Genomic DNA, 16730 nt, shown 5'->3' with positions numbered 1-16730 from the left:
CGCTTAGACGAACAGCCCGAGTCCCGTTGAGTGGTAAACGGACCCAAACGGGGCGTCGAGACGCACCCAGCGCCCCGCGGTGGACACCCGCAGATGGCGCGGGATGTCAATGGGGGCAGCGAAGCCGGGGATGAACCCCAGCGACGTGCAGGTAAAAATCATTCGCATGGGGATCTCCACCGGGCTTGCAGACTCCGCGTCGGCGGTCAGCACCGTCGAGTCCAACAGCGACTTCGGCGGCCCCATCGGCCCGGAAAACTGGCGGGCGAGTTCTCGGCCCTTGTCGGCGAGCTGGCGCGCCACCGAAACTGGCACCTCGTCACGCACCGTGAAGCCCTCGCGCGGGGGCAGCGCGCCGGGCCAGTTGGGGTCCCGCGCCGCACCGACTTCGGCGCGGCCAGCCTGCAACGCAGCCAGCAGATCGCTCGCCGCCACCACTGCCCCATCGCGCGAGGCCTCGCCGCTCACCCGGCGCGACGCGATGCAGTCGAAGGGGGTGGTGACGTAAACGTCGACCGCGGGGGCGTCTGCGTCGAGCGACTGGAACCGGGCCGACGCGGAGGCGTCGAGGCCGGTGGCCCGGCCGACCAGCGCTGTCAGCCCCGGAGCACCGCCCGTAATGCGGAGGGACTCCATTTACTCCTCGCCAGCTTCGTCGATGCTCGAGGCAACGCGGGTCAGGATGCCGATTTCCTTCTGGGTGATCTGTCGCGGAGACGTCGTCGCGGTGTCCACGGTGACCTGCACGGTTTCCACCACGCAGCAGATGTGGCCTTGCGCGTCCTTAATCTCCTGGCGCGTGGTGAACGAGGTGTTGCCCAGCCGCACAACCTCGGTGTCCACGGTGACCTCGGTGGTGTTGGGCAGCAGCGGGCGGATGTAGTCCGCGTCAACGCGGCGGACAAACACGACGAACTCATGGCCCTGCGCCTCGAAGAACTGCTGCGCGAACGCCAGGCGCGCCTCCTGGGCGAGCTCGATGTAGGCGGAGTTGGTGACGTGGCCGTACCGGTCAAAGTCGCCCCAGCGCAGCGAAACCTTGTGAGTATGCGGGGCCCCGGCGCCGTTCGCGCCTGCGGTCTCGCCGTGTCCTGGTTGCTCAGCCATATTCTCCACTCCAAACTTCGCGGGTATGCGGTGCACGTACTGCCGACATGCTACCCCACAACCAACGCCCCGCCACGGAACCAGTGTGAGCTGGCTCTCGGGGCGGGGCGTGAAGCGGGAGGCCGGGTGGCGTCGAGAAGCGTGTGCCTAGCGCGTCAGCTTGCGGTGCGTGACGCGGGACGGCTTCGCGGCCTCTTCGCCCAGTCGCTCGACCTTGTTCTTCTCGTAGTCGCCGAAGTTGCCTTCGAACCAGTACCACTGGCCTTCCTCAACGTTGCCTTCCCAGGCGAGGATGTGGGTGCAGGTGCGGTCCAGGAACCAGCGGTCGTGCGAGATGACCACGGCGCAGCCCGGGAATGCCTGCAGCGCGTTTTCCAACGACCCCAGGGTTTCCACGTCGAGGTCGTTGGTGGGCTCATCGAGCAGGATCAGGTTGCCGCCCTGTTTCAGCGTGAGCGCCAGGTTGAGACGGTTGCGCTCACCTCCGGAGAGGACCTTGGACGGCTTCTGCTGGTCAGCACCCTTGAAGCCGAAGGCGGACAGGTACGCGCGCGAGGGCATCTCGTTCTGGCCAACGTGGATGTAGTCCAGGCCGTCCGAGACGACCTCCCACACCGTCTTCTCCGGGTCGATGTTTGCGCGGTTCTGGTCCACGTAGGACAGCTCGACGGTGGAGCCCACCTCAACGTCACCGGAATCCGGGTCCTCGAGGCCCACGATGGTCTTGAACAGGGTGGTCTTGCCCACGCCGTTCGGGCCGATCACGCCAACGATGCCGTTGCGCGGCAGGGTGAACGAGAGGTCCTTGATCAGCGTGCGTCCGTCGAAGCCCTTGTTCAGGTTTTCCACCTCGACGACCTTATTGCCCAGGCGCTGCGGGGTCGGGATCTGGATCTCCTCAAAGTCCAGCTTCTTGTACTTCTCCGCCTCTGCCGCCATCTCTTCGTAACGCTCCAGGCGGGCCTTGTTCTTTGCCTGGCGAGCCTTCGGCGAGGAGCGAACCCAGTCCAGCTCCTTCTTCAGGCGCTTCTGCAGCTTCTGGTCCTTCTTGCCCGCGACCTGGAGGCGCTCCTGCTTCTTCTCCAGGTAGGTGGAGTAGTTGCCCTCGTACGGGTAGAGCTGGCCACGGTCAACCTCGCAGATCCACTCCGCGACGTTGTCCAGGAAGTAGCGGTCGTGCGTCACGGCGAGGACGGCGCCCGGGTAGTCCTGCAGGTGGCGCTCCAGCCACAGCACGCTCTCCGCGTCGAGGTGGTTGGTCGGCTCGTCCAGCAGGAGCAGGTCGGGCTCGGACAGCAGCAGCTTCGCCAGCGCCACTCGACGGCGCTCACCACCCGACAGGTTGGTCACCGGGGAATCCGACGGCGGGCAGCGCAGCGCTTCCATCGCCTGCTCGATCTTGGAGTCGACCTCCCACGCGTCGGCCGCGTCGAGCTCCTCCTGGAGCTTGCCCATTTCCTCCATGAGCTCGTCGGAGTAGTTGGTCGCCATCTCTTCGGCGATCTGCTCGAAGCGGGCCTTCTTTTCAAAAATGTCGCCGAGGCCCTCCTCGACGTTCTCGCGGACCGTCTTCTCCTCGTTCAGCGGCGGCTCCTGCAGCAGGATGCCCACCGACGCGCCGGGCTGGAGAAATGCCTCGCCGTTGTTCGGCTGGTCAATTCCCGCCATGATCTTGAGCAACGACGACTTACCAGCGCCGTTGGGGCCCACGACACCGATCTTGGCGCCGGGGTAGAAAGCCATAGTGACGTTGTCCAGAATGACCTTGTCACCGATGGCCCTGCGAACGTTTTTCATCGTGTAGATGAATTCAGCCACGTGAAGTCCCCTCTTGTGAATTCGACTGCGAAATTGGCGTAAATGCTTTCCACAGACTACATCATTTCGGGGCCTCCACATGGCCTGACTGCCTGCACCAGACCAAGCATCGCGCGCGGGGAAGCAGCGACAGATCAGCGTTGGGTGAAGTGACGGTTTAGAACGGCACCCCCTCGGCGTCCGCGGAATCCGAAGAGTCTGCGGAATCTGCTGCGTTTGCGCCACCCGCGCCGCCACCGCCGGCGGCCGCGCCGACCAACACGGGCTCGCGCTCTTTGGCGCGCTTCGCGTGCCCGATGGCGTCTTCCTCACTCATCAGCCGGTCAGTAACGTCCCCGCGACTGTCGCGCGTCAGTTCCTCCGTTGTCTTCGCCCGAAGCGGTTCCTGCCCGGCCAGCGTGTTGCCAACGGGCTCGCTACGCACCGAGCTGACCTGGTGGCGGGCCAGGTCGAACGCAACTTGGGTCGCCTTCAGCACGATCTTTGAGCGCTTGAGCTTCTCCTGCTCGGCACCCTCCGGCGCGTCAACCAGCCACGTTTCCGTCACCAACTTGCCGCAGACGGAAACCGGTAGTCCCCGCTTCAGCGACGCCGCCACGTTGGTGGCGAGCTGCCCCCAGCATTCGACATCGATATACAGCTGATCCACATCCTCCCACAGCACCTTCCCGGAGGAATCCTTTTCCTCCGTCGGGCGACGGCGCGAGGTGGCGAGGCGAAATTTGCACAGCACCGAATCGGTGTCCTTAAACACGCGGAGGTCTGGGTTATCAATCAGGTTGCCGTGGATGTGAGTGTGCAAGTGGCTCATGGGAGAGCCACCCCCTTTCCTAAACTTTGACGTTTGTTTCGTGCAACGGGGCGTCGACAAGCGCTTGCTCCGTTAGTGGTATTTTTACACGAAACGTACGAAATAGGAAGGGGTGGCGGACAATTTTCCAAAAATGTCAGCTAGAGTCGATTGTATTGCGCGAGCATCTCGTTGTATTGGCGCCATTCCTCGTCGTCTGTTTCTTCTGCCTTGCGGTCGGATTCGATCGCTTCCCGGTTGTCCTCCGCAAACCACGCGCGGAACAGCTGCGCAAACACGATGACCAGCGGGAACGAGCCGGCCGCCCAGCCGATACCGCCGCCCACCTTTTGATCATCAAGCAAGTCCGGATCCCACGGGAGTTGTAGCGACTGGTAGAAATCCTCGCCCAGCACGAAGTTGAGCTGCATCAGGTACACGCCCATAAAGAGGTGGAACGGCATGGCGATCCACAGCCACGCCAGGCGGACTTTCGCCGAGTGACGCGCGGGCAGCTCGTCCGGCCCAATGAGCTCCCAGAAGTAGAAATAGCCGGAAACAAGGAACACGGCGTTCATGATCACATGGCCCGCGTGCTCCGAGATCATCAGCTCATACAGCGAGGGGAAGACGTACATGACGTAGAAAAGCACGAGGAACTGCACCGCGGACACCGGCGGGTAGGTGATCACGCGGACGAGGCGCGAGTGCTGGAAGCTCTCCGCCCACAGGCGCGGGTTGAACTCGCCGGCCGGGTAGGCCTCGCGGACCAGCGTGAGCGGCGCGCCGAGCACGAAGAAGACGGGAGCGCCCATCGAGAGGATCATGTGCACTGTCATGTGCGTGGAGTACGCGGCCGCCATGTGCATCCCCAGCCCGGAGCTCAGCGTGACCACCACCGTGGCGCAGCCGAGCAACCACCACGCCGTGCGAGACGCGCGCCACCCGGGCACGCGGCGCACCAGGTAGAGGTAGTACACGGCAAGCAGCAGCGCGATAACGCTGTACAGCAGCTCCGGGCGCCACTGCGTCAGCCAGTTGCCCCACGTGAGCGGCTCGGCAAGGTTGTAGCCCAGCGCCACCTGCATCGCGGTCAGGTCGGGGTCCAGCGGCGGCGGGGGCGGGGTGCGCCCGAGTGTGACCGACAGGCCCGCAATTGCCGCCATGACCACGACCTCCACGAGGGCGAAGCGGGTAAACGCGCCGGGGCGCGACCCCAGCTGCGGCAGCGTGAGCTGGCGGTGCGCGAACCCCATCAGGCCAAGCAGGAGGATGCCCGCGAACTTGATCACCAGCACCCAGCCGTAGGCGTAGTCGAGCAAGTCGGACAGCCGGACCCGGATGAGCGCATTGGTCAGCCCAGATACCAGCATGACCAGCAGCGCGAACAGGGCAACCGCGGAATACCGCCGCGCCGCCCCCTCCAGGTTGGGGCCCAGCCTGCGGCCGTGCGCCACCAGCGCCATGAGTCCGCCGACCCAGATGAGCATGAACACCAGGTGCCAGATCAGCGAGTTCGTGCCAAAGTCGTGGCTTCCGCCCGACGCCGAGTGACCCGTCAGCGCCAGTGGCATTATCGACGCCAACGCGCCCCCACACAGCGCCACCTGGGAAAACCAGCTGCGCGCCAGGAGTCCGCACACGCCAACGACCGCGGCGATGATGGCGGTGACCAGCCACACCTTCGCGTCGGCAACCTGCTCCAGCGCGACGGACCAGGCACTGAGCTGGAAGAAGACCTCCCCGAGCGGTTCGCCGGAGACGTCGGAAAGCACGAGCGGAATCATCGTCAACCCGATAAGCGCGATGCCAAGCTGCGCCCAGCCGCCGGTCCGCGATGCGATGATCCCGTCGACGGTGAGCTGCGCGCCGTTCAGATCCGCGCCCTCGCCGCGCCGCGTCGGCGGGATCAGCCACGCGGTGAGGAAAAACGACCCTAACGACAGCGCAAACAGCAGCCAGGCGACGCCGCGCAACGCGGGCAGGCCGGCAGTGGTCAACGCACCGGGATCAGGGATGCCGAGGGCACTTAACGACGCCCCCGCGAACGATTGCGCCACCGCACCCGCCACCACCGCGGCGATCACGCAGGCTGCAACGTACACCGGCCAGGCGGGCCGCACTGCCCGCTTGCGAACTCCCACTTCAGACATGCCCCCTACCCTACTTTTGATTGATTGGGGTGCCTAACTGGCCTTGCGCTACAATAGGCGGGCTGCACGGAGCGCCCGGGCGTACGGGTGCCCTCGTGAGCGCTGCCCCCATAGCTCAGTGGATTAGAGCATCCGGTTTCTACCCGGCTGGTCGCGGGTTCGAGTCCTGCTGGGGGCGCTTTTCGTTGGGGCGAAAACCGCTGCTAGGAGGAGTTTCGGCGCTTCCGTCGCAGCATGTCCACCGCCACCGCGGTGCCGAGGATTGCCGCGTGCTGACGCTGATCCAGGCCCGGCTGGAAACTGATCCGGTACGAGGTCTTACCCATAAACGCGCGCCCCATGCCCGTGTACTCTGCATTGATGCTCGCGATCGGCTGTCCGTTGCTGGTCAGGTCAAAGTTGAGGGCGAGCAGCTTGCCATCAATCTGCACGCTGGGAAAGCCGGCGATCTCCAGGTCAAGCTTGGTGCGCAGCAGGGAAAACTTGCTGCGCAGTGTGGCGAGCACCATGTCGGGCTCCGCCAGGCGCACCTCGTAGGAGTCCCGGAGGAAATTCGCCGGGTCGGTCACGCCAAGCACGAGGGTGCCTTGGGCGTCGCGCACCTCCACCCCGCGCGAGCCACGGAACATATCGGCGAGCTGCAGCGTTTGCCGCGCCGTGCCGACGAGCTGGCCCTGCCCGTCGGTGATTTCAAATTCGTCGGTACCAAGTGCCTTGGTCTGGCTGAAAATCAGTTCATCGCGATCAAGCATGACGCCAGGCTACCGCCACGGCAGCCACCACGCTTTCCGATGCGGCGGCGCGTGCCGCGTCTCAGGCTTCTCTTCGTCGACCTCCGGAGTCGCGTCAGGCTTCTCGACGACTACGTCTTCCCGGTCTTCCCTTAGCTCGTGGGCCCCGTGGTACTCCTCCGCTTCCGGCACATCCGGTGCGTCAGGTGCTTTTACCAGCTCGGCGTCAGTGCCGTCGGTGGCGTCGGCGGCGTCAGCGCCGTCAGTGACGTCACGCCGCACTTGCGTTCATGCCAGGCCGAACTTCTTCACGTTCGCGTTCACGGCCGTACGCAGGAGCGCCAGGTTGGTCCGGGAGGAGTCGACTGCCACGTAGATGAACAAGTCATTTTCCAGAATCTTGATCAAGTGGAACTGGTCGGTGAGGGTAAGCAGCATGTCCTGCAGGCCACCCTGGATGCCCAGCGCCTCCATGGTCTTGAACTTGGCCTTCACCATCTCAGAGTTGTACGCAGCCGCGATGTCCAGGTCGAAGTCCGGGTAACGGGAGGTGGACACCAGGGACATACCGGTGTTGATGTCGACGACAGATGCGCCAATGAAGCCGCTGAGGTCCTCAGAGACGGCGTTGAGGAAGTTGTTGAGATTCTCCTGCTGGGACATTCGATTCCTTTTCGTATTCTCGTGTAATTGCTGGTCACGGCGCACAGGTACGCGCCCGTTTGGGACGGTGGAAGTGCACGCTGGCCCGGATTGCCACCACAGGATACCGCAATATTAGACAAATGGAAAGAAAAGTCTGATAATTTGGGTGTCACTCCCCAAACTGAACCTGAGGAAATGATATGACTCAAACGCCCGCCACTGGGCGGCGCCACGGAAAGGCCGAGGACATCACCGCCGATGACCTGGACCCACACCTGACAATGCCCTCGGACGCCATCATTGGCGCGTACTCAGATTCCGAGGTCGTCTTTGTCGGCCCGGTTGGGGTTGGTAAGACGACGGGAGTCGCGACCATCTCGACGGTGACACCCATCAACACTGAGGCGCACGCCAACGCTTCCGACGACTTCATCGCTCAGACCAAGACAACGACCACCGTGGGGATCGACTTCGGCGTCTGGGACCGCGCCGACACCACGCGCGTCGCCGTCTTCGGCACCGCGGGCCAAGACCAGTTTGATGATGCGCGCACCCCCGCCCGCAATCCGGCCGCAGCGCTCGTGGTCTGGCTCTTCGGGCTCCCGCAGCTCCTGGAACAGCAGGTCGTGCACTGGCTGGAGACCATCGGGAGCTTGGACGCCTATCACCGCACCACCTTCGCGGTGAACTTCATCGACCCGGATGGGCCCGACCCGCTCCCGATCCTGCGCGATTTTCTTTCCATGGCCGGCCACTCCGACATTCCCGTGGTGGCGGCCGACCCGCGCGTGCACGACGACGTGGCGCGCGTTATTGACCTCGCCCTGACCAGACTGGAGGATTACCTGTGACCGCGACGCTTGAAAACACGACGACCACGTTGGCCACAGACGGCCTGGAGGGCGGATTGTCAGAAGCCATGAAAGATGACGTCAAAGCTCAGATTGGGCGCCACCGCCGGGTGCGCGGCACCGATTTCGCTACGAACGACCTGGCTGCCGCCGCTCTGCCATACATGTCGCGCATGCGCCACCAGGTACCGGGAATCTACGCAGTCGTCCTCGGCACCGGCGACGGCACCCACGTCTGCTCGATCGGCCTCGGCGACGCGCTCGACGCCGCCCGGATCAGCGCCCTAAACTCATCGATGTTTGGCACCGCCGGGGCGCAGGCCGCGATTGTGGACCCCTCCCGCGACCCCAATGAGGCGAAAGGCGAAGGACGCGACGCAATCGTTAGCGTATCGCTGCCAAACGACGAGGTCATCGCACTGGCAAAAGTGGCGCACCCGCCCGTCGGCCACCTGGTCCTGGCCGTTTTTGCCCGCGACGTACAGCTGGGCATGGTGGTCCACCACGCGCGTACCTCCGCGCAGGCGCTCTCGGAGTGGCTGGACGAGGAGTAATCCCACTTGACGTTACCCCGCGTTCCGGTACACTTTCCACTATGGAAAACATGGAGCCGCAGGGTCGGCAAAGCACGACCAATCAGCACGCCAGAGTCAAACACAAGGACACAGCCGCCTCCGCTCGCGAGACACTCGAGGCAATTCGCGACACCGAAGCGCGCGCCAAGGCATCCCAACCCGTGCCGTGGCTGAGCATCGTGGCGACCAGCCTCTGTTTCGGCGCCGGCATGTACTTCACCCTCGTTGGGCACGCCTGGGGTTTGCTCATCCTCCTCGCTGGTGTGGTGGGCATCATCTGGATCGAGCTTTCCGCCAAACGCGGGGTGCGCACCGCGATGAAGCAAGAGGTCCGCGAGGATCCGAAGCTCAATTGGAAAGCTGTCGTCATTCCTCTGCTCGCATACCCCCTCATGACGCTCGCTGAAGGAATCGGCACAGTGGCCTGTGCCATCGTCGCGGCAGCCACAACAATTGGCATGATCGCCGCCTACGGCCTGACCTGGAACAAGTACCATGACTAACCCCGTCATCCACCCCATCAACCGTTTGAAGATTTGCGCGGCGCTCAACGCCGGCGGCGCCATCGAGGGCGAGACGCGCTACGAAATGCGCTTCAGCACGCTTCGCGACGCCACCCAGCTTTCCGACGCCACGCTGTCCAAACAGCTCAACGCCCTGGAGGAAGCCGGTTTTGTGACCCGGTTCCGCGAGTACGGCTCGACTCGGGCGAAGGACACGGTGTGGGTCACGCTCACCAGGGAGGGGCGCGAAGCCTTCCAGGCGCACATGGAGGCGTTGGAGGCGCTGGCGAGGGGTGAGGTGGGCGTCGAGAAGCACTAGCCCAGGTACCCTGTAGACCATGACTTTTCCAGCCCCCGAAATTGACTCTTATGCCCTGGTGACCGGCGCGTCACAGGGCATTGGCGAGGCGGTGGCGCGCGACCTCGCCGCCGCCGGCTACAACCTGATCATCGTCGCCCGTCGCGAAAACGTGCTCATGGAGCTCGCCCACGAACTGAGCGACGCGCACGGCGTCAACGTCGAGGTCGTGGCCGCCGACCTGGCCAAGGAGCGCGACGTGGACGCGCTGCTCGCGCACATTGCGACGCGCAAGGTGACGCTATGCGTGAACTCGGCGGGCATCGCCAGCTTCGGCCCATTCATGCGCCAGGACTGGGGATACGAGACAAACCAGTACAACCTGAACTCCACCGCCGTGTTCCGCATCACCAAGGCCGTGCTGGACCAGATGGTGCCGCGGGGCGAGGGGGCGCTGTGCAACGTCGGCTCGGCAGCAGGCAACATCCCCATTCCCAACAACGCCACCTACGTGTTCACCAAGGCTGGCGTGAACGCGTTTACCGAGGCCCTGCACTTCGAGCTCAAAGATTCGGGCGTGCATTGCACCCTGCTTGCACCGGGCCCGGTACGCGACGCGTACATTCCGGAAGAGGAGCAGTCCATCGTGGACAAGGTCGTGCCGGATTTCCTGTGGACCACCTACGACTCGTGCGCCCGCGACACGCTGCGAGCCATGCGCGCGAACAAGCGCCGCGTGGTCCCCGGCCCGCTGTCCAAGGCGATGGACGTGGTTTCCGCCTACGGGCCGCGCGGCGTGATCGCCCCGCTCGTAGGCAGTTTTTACGCAAAGATGGGAGAAGAGTAACCGTGGACATCCACGCAAAAGATAACCGGATCGTTTGGGTCGACCTGGAGATGACCGGTCTAGACACGCACCGCCACGTGATCGTCGAGGTGGCGGCACTGGTGACCGATGCCGAGCTCAATATTTTGGACGAAGGCCTGGACATTGTCATCGGAGCGACCGAGGCCGAGCTCGCTGAGATGGATGACTTTGTCACCAAGATGCACACAGATAACGGGCTGCTCGACGAGATCAAGGCGTCGACCGTCACCATGAAGGAGGCCGAGGACGCCGTCCTGGCACTGCTGGACAAGCACTGCGATAAGGCGCACCCCGCTCCCCTGGCGGGCAACTCAATTGCCACCGACCGCGCCTTTATCCGCGAGCAGATGCCACGCCTCGACTCGGCCCTGCACTACCGCATGATCGACGTCTCCACCGTCAAGGAGCTCACCCGCCGCTGGTTCCCGCGTGCGTACTTCAACCAGCCCGAGAAAGGCATGGCGCACCGCGCGCTCGCGGACATCGTGGAATCCATTCGCGAACTGGACTACTACCGCCGCTCCGTGTTCGTGGAATCTCCCGGCCCGGAGACCCCGGAAGCTGAGCACGCAAGGGACGCTGCCAATAGCGCCTACCAGCCGTTTTTGTGATTTAGAGACCGCGTACTAAGGTAGTTCCCGCTGCTGAAAACGCAGCGATGGTGGCTGTAGTTCAGCTGGTAGAGCACCAGGTTGTGATCCTGGGTGTCGCGGGTTCGAGTCCCGTCAGCCACCCCAAAGTTACCCCGTGACCTGTACAAACAGGTGACGGGGTACATTGCTTTCTCGGTCGGCCGCGCCCTACAGCGCCTGCTCGCCACACTCGCCGGTACGCACGCGGATCACGTCGTCGACCGGAGAGATCCAAATCTTGCCGTCGCCAAACGTCCCCGTGGATGCCGCCCGAAGGATGGCGTCCACCGCCCGGTCGGCCAGCCCCTCCCCCCGTGACAATCTCGAGCTTCAGTTTCGGCACGAAGTCCGCTGCAACCTCTGCGCCGCGGTAGACCTCGCCGCGCCCGCCACGAAGTTGCCCGCGGAATCAGCGATCTGGCCCCCTGACCCCAAATGCCTGCAGCGGGGTGGCCACGATCCCGGCGATGTCGTCTCCAGCGTACGACGCCGACCATCCCCACAACACGTAGACGACGGGGACGACCGCCATCGCGGCGAAGGACGTCACCATCATGTCCAGCACCAGGGAGGCGCTCATGAGCATCCACGCGGAGTTCCCTGACGCCGCCAACAAGCGAGAAGGCAAATAAAAACGCTCCAAGCACAATCAGTGCCTGGAGCAGATCGCTTGTCGACGCCTACGCGCCACCAACCTTACGCATTGGGATCCTCGGTTCCACCCGAGCGCATCTCCCAGTCCATGTTCCAGTAGCCGAGCCCGTCGTACGGCGTGAGCGTGCCACCGTATGTGTTCTGTACAGTCACCACATCACCGCGCTTCACGTTCTCCTGGAACCACTGCGCGTCCGCCATCGACGCGTTAATGCAACCGTGCGATTGGTTCGTGTTGCCGAGCGCCCACATCGCCCACGGCGCGGCATGGAGGTAGATGCCGGAGTAGGACAGCTGCGTCGCGTACGACACCGGGGTGACGTAGCCACCCTGCTCGAGGCCGAGACCATAGGTGCGCGAATCCATCACCAACGAATTGTGCATGTCGCCCACAATGAAGGTGCCGTTCGGCGTATCACGCGAGTTATCGCTACCCATTGATACCGGGAAGGACTTCACCAGTTCGTCATTTCGGTAGAACTTCAGCATCTTATCCGCGTTGTCTACCACAGCCTCGACCTTGTCACCAATGGTAAAGCTGTGCTCGACGTCTTCGACGCCGTAGACCCCGCCACCCATATCCTTGCCGTAGACGTTGGCAGCGACAGTGACCTCGGTGCCAGGCTCCCACAGATCCTTCGGACGCCAGCGCAGCTCGTAGGGATCGAGCCAGAAAAACCCACCCTCGGTGTCATTGGAGGTCTCCACGTCGATGAGCTCCTCAACGGCCTTCGTGTCCTGAATCGGCACGTCGAAGCGGAGCGTGATTGCTTGCCCCACACCGACGTTGTCACCGTCAAGGGGGCCCAGATACACGTTGGTCTCAGCCGCCGGAACCACCGTGGTGAAACTCTGCTTCGCCTTCTGGCCCGCAGCGTCTTCAGCCTTCACCGTGTACGTGCGACCGTAACCGAGCGGCTCCGCCGTTTCCCACTCAGTCTTTTCATCGTTCATCTTCGCCCTGACAACCTTGCCGTCTTCGTTGGTCATCACCACAGACGACAGCCCCTCATCCGAGGTAACGGTGACTGGCTCACCAGGCTCGGCATCTTCAGCGCCGTCCTCGAAAGAGAATTCCGGCGGCTCCGGCTTCGGTTCCTCTGCCGCTTCGTGCTCCTCGGTCTTGGCAACGTGCTGTGTTTCAGCCTCGTTCGTCTCACCGATCGTGCACGACACCAGCGTGGTGGCCATCGCGGCCGCCGCAACGACGCCAGCTGCCCGGCGCACCACTTTCCCTACACGCATGAACGCTTTCCTACCTCCAATATCGCGTTGTGCATTGCAATTACCCTATCTGCCAAAAGCACCCAAACGCTACTTCATTTCGCTTTAAATAGATTACAATTTGAACACTACGAAAAAGGCTCGTGACCAGGCGATTTCACTCCCTGCAAGGAAAGGTGTTATTGTTTTCAACGTCGCCGAGAGCGACAGAGAGAAAAACAAAATACGCGCCATTAGCTCAATTGGTAGAGCAACTGACTCTTAATCAGTGGGTTCGGGGTTCGATTCCCTGATGGCGCACAGTTCACCCCCTCGCGGAGATACCGAATGGTACTCAGCGAGGGGGTTTTCTTTTTCGGTACGCTAGTCCCCTAGAACGTATCACCCACGACAATCCAGCACGCCCCCTTCCCAGCCCCAAAAACCTGAGAGCCTTTCTTAATACAGGAATAGGTCACCCCTTTTGTATCCTGCAGATTTAGTGCGCCTCCCCGCTTTCCTGAAACAAAATGCGCATACATTTGCCGGTCGCCTGAGAATCAATTAAGGTTGCTACTATGAATACGGCACTCCTGCTTGTAGACGTCCAAAATGACTTCTGCCCCGGCGGACCGCTCGCAACGGCTCGCGGGGATGAGGTGGCGTCGAAAATTGCCCAGTTCCTCAGCACCGAGGACAACCGGACGCGCGAGTACGCGCACATCATCGCCACCCAGGATTGGCACATCGACCCAGGCGAGCACTTCTCTGAGAACCCCGACTTCCAGGACTCGTGGCCGCCGCACTGCGTCGCGGACACCTACGGCGCGAAGATCCGCGGGCCGATTGACACCTCGCTGATCGACCACTTCTTCCGCAAGGGCGAGCACTCGGCCGCGTACTCCGGCTTCGAGGGCCACGACGACAACGGCATGCTGCTGGGCGATTGGCTGCGCGAGCACGACATCAACGAGCTCGATGTCTGCGGCATCGCCACCGACCACTGCGTTCGCGCCACGGTGCTCGACGCGCTGAAGCAGGGTTTCAAGGTCCGGGTGCTGCGCGGCATGGTCGCCCCCGTCGATGACGCGACGGGCGCCCGGGCCCTCCAGGAGATGATGGACGCCGGGGCGGAGATCGCCTAACGCCGGGGCGCTTGTCGACGCTACAGCGCAGCAAAAAACCGTCCACCCACCAATCGGTGGTGTGGACGGTTTTTCGTTGTTCCGAAGCGGTCTGGCGCTAGTTGCGCGACAGCAGCTTTTGCAGCTCGTTGAGCTCCTTCTTGCGCTTGCGGCCGTTGAGCACCTTGATGCCGACGAGTGCGGCGATACCGACGCCAATGCCGGCGAGGACCTTCTGCACCGTCTCGTCCTTCAGCCACTCCAGAGCGCCGTCCTTCGCGCCCCCCGCGAGGGTGGACGGGTTCGCGCGATCCGCGAGCTCGTCCAGGGTGCTGGCGAGCTGGCTGCGGGTGCGGGAGATGTCGCGCTCAATGTCGTGAATGTCTCGTGCCACGTTCAATTCTCCTACGTTGTACTCGTTTGTCGGTTCTTGTGACCACAGTAGTGTAAAACGTGTAAAACGGTGAAGTATGAATGATCAGATCAGACTGGAAAAGGGCGACACCGCCCCAGCCTTCACCCTGACCAACGACAAGGGCGAGCAGGTCTCCCTGTCAGATTTCGCCGGAAAGCGCGTCATCGTGTACTTCTACCCGCGGGCGAACACCCCGGGCTGCACGACCGAGGCGTGCGACTTCACGGAAAAGCTCGAGGACTTCAACAACGCCTCCGTGACCGTGCTGGGCATCAGCCCGGACCCCACCGACAAGCTCGCGGACTTCCGTGCGAAGCACGATCTGGGCATCGAGTTGCTTGGTAATGAATCGAAGGACACCCTCATCGCGTACGGCGCGTTTGGAGAGAAGAAGATGTACGGCAAGGTGACGGAGGGTGTCATCCGCTCCACCTTCCTGGTGAACGTGGCTGAGGACGGCTCCGGCACCATCGAGGAGGCCAAGTACAACGTCCGCGCCTCGGGGCATGTCGATCGGATCCTGCGCGACTGGGATATTTAGCAGCGTTAAAGCCCCGGGCGAATAGCGCCACCCAGGTGTGATCTTCACCGTGTTTCGCGGGAACTTTTTGCTTATTCACGCCACACCCAGGCATAATGGTCATATCAGTGAAATTTTGTCCCCCACCGATTTGATGCGGCGTTGACCTGCCGCGACGAAGTGAGGCCTCATGTCTAGTCCAATCAATCCCAGCGATTCCCGCGCCGACGACACCGCCGGTGCCGCGCGCCCGTCCAGCCCGTACCCGCTGCAGGGCTCGCACGACGACGAAGCGGACGCACGTCCCCGCTCCACCACCGCCCAGTGGGCGACCGTCGTCGTCCTCGCCCTCATCGGCTTCGGGCTCCTCGGCTGGTTGCTGCTCAGCGACAACGATGACGAGTCCGCCCCGGCGACGGACACCCCCGTGAGCGCCAACGCTACGGCCGGTGCCAACGCCACCGGCGCGCAGGCAGAGGCGCTCAAGGCGGCAGAGGTGCACCTGAACGGTCAGGCGATGTCCGAGGAAAACCTGTACACCCTGCTGCGCGACACCGACGGTTTCGACCGTGAAACCGCGAGCTACGCCGTCGACCACCTCGACGCGGACTTCAACCAGCTCGCCCTCCAGGTAGCGCAGCAGATGGAAGAAGACGGCACGAGCCGCAGCGAGCTCACCAAGGCCCTGACCGAAGGGCCCGAGCACTTCACCCGCGAGCAGGCTGAGTTCGCCGTCGAGCACCTCTAACGCAGAGCACCTCTAACGCAGCCGGAACTCGCGCGAGCACAAAGCACCTGGGGCCTTGATGCCCCAGGTGCTTTCTCGTGCGCCCGGAGAGACTTGAACTCTCACGTCCGTAGACACTGGAACCTAAATCCAGCGCGTCTGCCAATTCCGCCACGGGCGCGGTGACCATCATGCTACACGGCGCGACGCGCCCGCCCGAAACCGGTAAGCCCCCACTCACCCCATCAAACTTTAGTTTGGTTGCAGGTGTGGAGTTGGTAAACTGTCCGCTTGTGAGTGAGTTCGGCGAAACAGAGGCCCCTGCACCGGAGAAGCGCTCCCGCGTGAAGGTGCGCGCGTGGCATATCCTGCTGCTTATCGCCGCCGTCATCACCTGCTGCCTGCTGGCGTGGTGGCAGTGGACCCGCTTCCAGTCCGGCACGGGCACGTTCCAAAACCTTGGGTACGCCCTCCAGTGGCCGTTCTTCGGGGCGTTTTTTGTTTACGCCTACCGGGCGGGCATCCGCATGGAAAACGAGAAGATCGACGCGATCAACGCCGGCGAGCAAATGGACAGCCTGTACGAGGCGGACCTGGCCAAGTACGGTGCGGACCCATCGCAACCGAAAACTATTAGCGAAGACTTCCTCCCATCGCGGCCGCAGATGGACGTCCAGGAGTACAACGACATGCTCACGCCGCGTAGGCAAACCCCACACCAGCACAATTCCGAGGAGAAGGACGCATGACCGAGCAAACCCCCGCTGCCACCCCGAAGATCCACCCGGAGCGTCAGCGCCGCGTGCGCACCGCGCTGCACCTCTTCTCCATCACGGCGTGGATCACGGGCGTACTTTTCCTCTTGCTCATCACCCGCATGGTGATGCAGTACGGCCTGGACATGGACGTGTCCCTGCTCTCGTGGGTGGCTCGCGTCCACGGCTTCGCGTTTATGTTCTTCCTCGTCGCCTCGCTGAACCTGGGGCTTAAGGCCCGCTGGTCATCGGTGACGTGGGTGCTCACCGCGGTTTCCGGCATCGTGCCGTTCATGTCCTTCATCGTCGAAGCGAAGCGACGCAAGGAAGTCACCGAGACGTTCCAGCTCGGCTAACCAGG

23 protein-coding genes and 4 tRNA genes are annotated in these 16730 nt (G+C 63.1%); 14 read left to right on the top strand and 13 right to left on the bottom strand.

Annotated features, from left to right (window positions below; genetic code table 11):
• Window positions 1–3 precede the first annotated feature (3 nt).
• From CKJ84_RS07330 to CKJ84_RS07310, 5 genes are all read right to left on the bottom strand, one after another.
• A complete protein-coding gene (locus CKJ84_RS07330; RefSeq protein ID WP_095546474.1) occupies window positions 4–636 on the bottom strand; it encodes a hypothetical protein in 633 nt (210 codons plus the stop codon).
• Entirely contained in the window at window positions 637–1107 is a 471-nt protein-coding gene (locus CKJ84_RS07325) for a thioesterase family protein (RefSeq protein WP_095275412.1), read from the bottom strand.
• A gap of 147 nt (window positions 1108–1254) precedes the next feature.
• Window positions 1255–2925: an energy-dependent translational throttle protein EttA gene (gene ettA, locus CKJ84_RS07320; protein WP_095275411.1), complete on the bottom strand. Its 1671-nt coding sequence runs from the start codon at window positions 2923–2925 to the stop codon at window positions 1255–1257.
• 157 nt (window positions 2926–3082) lie between these two features.
• Window positions 3083–3736 (bottom strand): single-stranded DNA-binding protein, encoded by a 654-nt coding sequence (locus tag CKJ84_RS07315; protein WP_095546473.1) that lies wholly within the window; start codon window positions 3734–3736, stop codon window positions 3083–3085.
• 140 nt (window positions 3737–3876) lie between these two features.
• Entirely contained in the window at window positions 3877–5868 is a 1992-nt protein-coding gene (locus CKJ84_RS07310) for a bifunctional copper resistance protein CopD/cytochrome c oxidase assembly protein (RefSeq protein WP_095537370.1), read from the bottom strand.
• A 104-nt stretch (window positions 5869–5972) separates the two neighbouring features.
• On the opposite strand from CKJ84_RS07310, the gene CKJ84_RS07305 reads away from it, so the two are divergent.
• Window positions 5973–6046 (top strand) — tRNA-Arg (locus CKJ84_RS07305).
• 25 nt (window positions 6047–6071) lie between these two features.
• Here CKJ84_RS07305 and CKJ84_RS07300 read toward each other — a convergent pair.
• The 3 genes from CKJ84_RS07300 to CKJ84_RS07290 are packed head-to-tail and all read right to left on the bottom strand — an operon-like array spanning window position 6072 to window position 7262.
• The gene (locus CKJ84_RS07300) at window positions 6072–6620 is read right to left on the bottom strand and encodes an LURP-one-related/scramblase family protein (protein WP_095275408.1); all 549 of its coding nucleotides are present in this window, start codon (window positions 6618–6620) and stop codon (window positions 6072–6074) included.
• A gap of 9 nt (window positions 6621–6629) precedes the next feature.
• Window positions 6630–6881 carry a hypothetical protein gene (locus CKJ84_RS07295; protein ID WP_095546472.1) on the bottom strand — a complete coding sequence of 84 codons (252 nt, stop codon included), beginning with the start codon at window positions 6879–6881 and terminating at the stop codon, window positions 6630–6632.
• A 6-nt stretch (window positions 6882–6887) separates the two neighbouring features.
• Complete coding sequence (locus CKJ84_RS07290) at window positions 6888–7262, bottom strand: hypothetical protein (RefSeq protein ID WP_095275406.1); 375 nt, start codon at window positions 7260–7262, stop codon at window positions 6888–6890.
• Window positions 7263–7444: 182 nt separating this feature from the next.
• Between CKJ84_RS07290 and CKJ84_RS07285 the strand changes: the two genes are divergently transcribed.
• From CKJ84_RS07285 to CKJ84_RS07255, 7 genes are all read left to right on the top strand, one after another.
• Window positions 7445–8095, top strand: coding sequence for a hypothetical protein (locus CKJ84_RS07285; RefSeq protein WP_095546471.1), 651 nt, complete (start codon window positions 7445–7447; stop codon window positions 8093–8095).
• A complete protein-coding gene (locus CKJ84_RS07280; protein WP_233125578.1) occupies window positions 8092–8649 on the top strand; it encodes a hypothetical protein in 558 nt (185 codons plus the stop codon). Before CKJ84_RS07285 ends, CKJ84_RS07280 begins: the two co-directional genes overlap by 4 nt.
• Before the next feature lie 41 nt (window positions 8650–8690).
• A complete protein-coding gene (locus tag CKJ84_RS07275; RefSeq protein ID WP_143340334.1) occupies window positions 8691–9173 on the top strand; it encodes a hypothetical protein in 483 nt (160 codons plus the stop codon).
• On the top strand, window positions 9166–9492 hold the full coding sequence (locus CKJ84_RS07270) for a transcriptional regulator (RefSeq protein WP_095275403.1): 327 nt from the start codon (window positions 9166–9168) through the stop codon (window positions 9490–9492). The genes CKJ84_RS07275 and CKJ84_RS07270 overlap by 8 nt, the downstream gene beginning before the upstream one ends.
• Window positions 9493–9511: 19 nt before the next feature.
• The gene (cmrA, locus tag CKJ84_RS07265; RefSeq protein ID WP_095546469.1) at window positions 9512–10318 is read left to right on the top strand and encodes a mycolate reductase; all 807 of its coding nucleotides are present in this window, start codon (window positions 9512–9514) and stop codon (window positions 10316–10318) included.
• A 2-nt stretch (window positions 10319–10320) separates the two neighbouring features.
• On the top strand, window positions 10321–10950 hold the full coding sequence (gene orn, locus CKJ84_RS07260) for an oligoribonuclease (RefSeq protein ID WP_255395997.1): 630 nt from the start codon (window positions 10321–10323) through the stop codon (window positions 10948–10950).
• Between the two features lie 50 nt (window positions 10951–11000).
• A tRNA-His gene (locus tag CKJ84_RS07255) sits at window positions 11001–11076 on the top strand.
• 63 nt (window positions 11077–11139) lie between these two features.
• Here CKJ84_RS07255 and CKJ84_RS07250 read toward each other — a convergent pair.
• The 3 genes from CKJ84_RS07250 to CKJ84_RS07240 form a co-directional block, all read right to left on the bottom strand.
• A complete protein-coding gene (locus CKJ84_RS07250; RefSeq protein WP_369801173.1) occupies window positions 11140–11292 on the bottom strand; it encodes a P-II family nitrogen regulator in 153 nt (50 codons plus the stop codon).
• 88 nt (window positions 11293–11380) lie between these two features.
• On the bottom strand, window positions 11381–11551 hold the full coding sequence (locus tag CKJ84_RS07245) for an ammonium transporter (RefSeq protein WP_143340333.1): 171 nt from the start codon (window positions 11549–11551) through the stop codon (window positions 11381–11383).
• Window positions 11552–11667: 116 nt separating this feature from the next.
• A complete protein-coding gene (locus tag CKJ84_RS07240; protein ID WP_095546467.1) occupies window positions 11668–12870 on the bottom strand; it encodes an Ig-like domain-containing protein in 1203 nt (400 codons plus the stop codon).
• 206 nt (window positions 12871–13076) lie between these two features.
• On the opposite strand from CKJ84_RS07240, the gene CKJ84_RS07235 reads away from it, so the two are divergent.
• Window positions 13077–13149 (top strand) — tRNA-Lys (locus tag CKJ84_RS07235).
• Between the two features lie 257 nt (window positions 13150–13406).
• Window positions 13407–13973, top strand: a complete 567-nt coding sequence (locus CKJ84_RS07230) for a nicotinamidase (RefSeq protein ID WP_095546466.1) — start codon at window positions 13407–13409, stop codon at window positions 13971–13973.
• 97 nt (window positions 13974–14070) lie between these two features.
• On the opposite strand, the gene CKJ84_RS07225 is transcribed toward CKJ84_RS07230, so the two are convergent.
• Entirely contained in the window at window positions 14071–14346 is a 276-nt protein-coding gene (locus CKJ84_RS07225; protein WP_095535501.1) for a DUF3618 domain-containing protein, read from the bottom strand.
• 76 nt (window positions 14347–14422) lie between these two features.
• Between CKJ84_RS07225 and CKJ84_RS07220 the strand changes: the two genes are divergently transcribed.
• Window positions 14423–14908: a peroxiredoxin gene (locus CKJ84_RS07220; RefSeq protein ID WP_095546465.1), complete on the top strand. Its 486-nt coding sequence runs from the start codon at window positions 14423–14425 to the stop codon at window positions 14906–14908.
• A 169-nt stretch (window positions 14909–15077) separates the two neighbouring features.
• Window positions 15078–15635 (top strand): Ltp family lipoprotein, encoded by a 558-nt coding sequence (locus CKJ84_RS07215; protein WP_095546464.1) that lies wholly within the window; start codon window positions 15078–15080, stop codon window positions 15633–15635.
• A gap of 78 nt (window positions 15636–15713) precedes the next feature.
• On the opposite strand, the gene CKJ84_RS07210 is transcribed toward CKJ84_RS07215, so the two are convergent.
• Window positions 15714–15795 (bottom strand) — tRNA-Leu (locus CKJ84_RS07210).
• A 112-nt stretch (window positions 15796–15907) separates the two neighbouring features.
• Here CKJ84_RS07210 and CKJ84_RS07205 point away from each other — a divergent pair.
• Together CKJ84_RS07205 and CKJ84_RS07200 are read left to right on the top strand one after the other, a co-directional pair.
• A complete protein-coding gene (locus CKJ84_RS07205) occupies window positions 15908–16363 on the top strand; it encodes a hypothetical protein (RefSeq protein ID WP_095535360.1) in 456 nt (151 codons plus the stop codon).
• Window positions 16360–16725 carry a DUF3817 domain-containing protein gene (locus CKJ84_RS07200; RefSeq protein ID WP_095275376.1) on the top strand — a complete coding sequence of 122 codons (366 nt, stop codon included), beginning with the start codon at window positions 16360–16362 and terminating at the stop codon, window positions 16723–16725. The genes CKJ84_RS07205 and CKJ84_RS07200 overlap by 4 nt, the downstream gene beginning before the upstream one ends.
• Window positions 16726–16730: the final 5 nt, after the last annotated feature.

Source organism: Corynebacterium sp. NML 120412 (assembly GCF_002285155.1).
In the GTDB taxonomy this organism is placed as follows: Bacteria; Actinomycetota; Actinomycetes; order Mycobacteriales; family Mycobacteriaceae; genus Corynebacterium; species Corynebacterium gottingense.
This window is presented reverse-complemented; position numbering and strand designations above follow the sequence as displayed.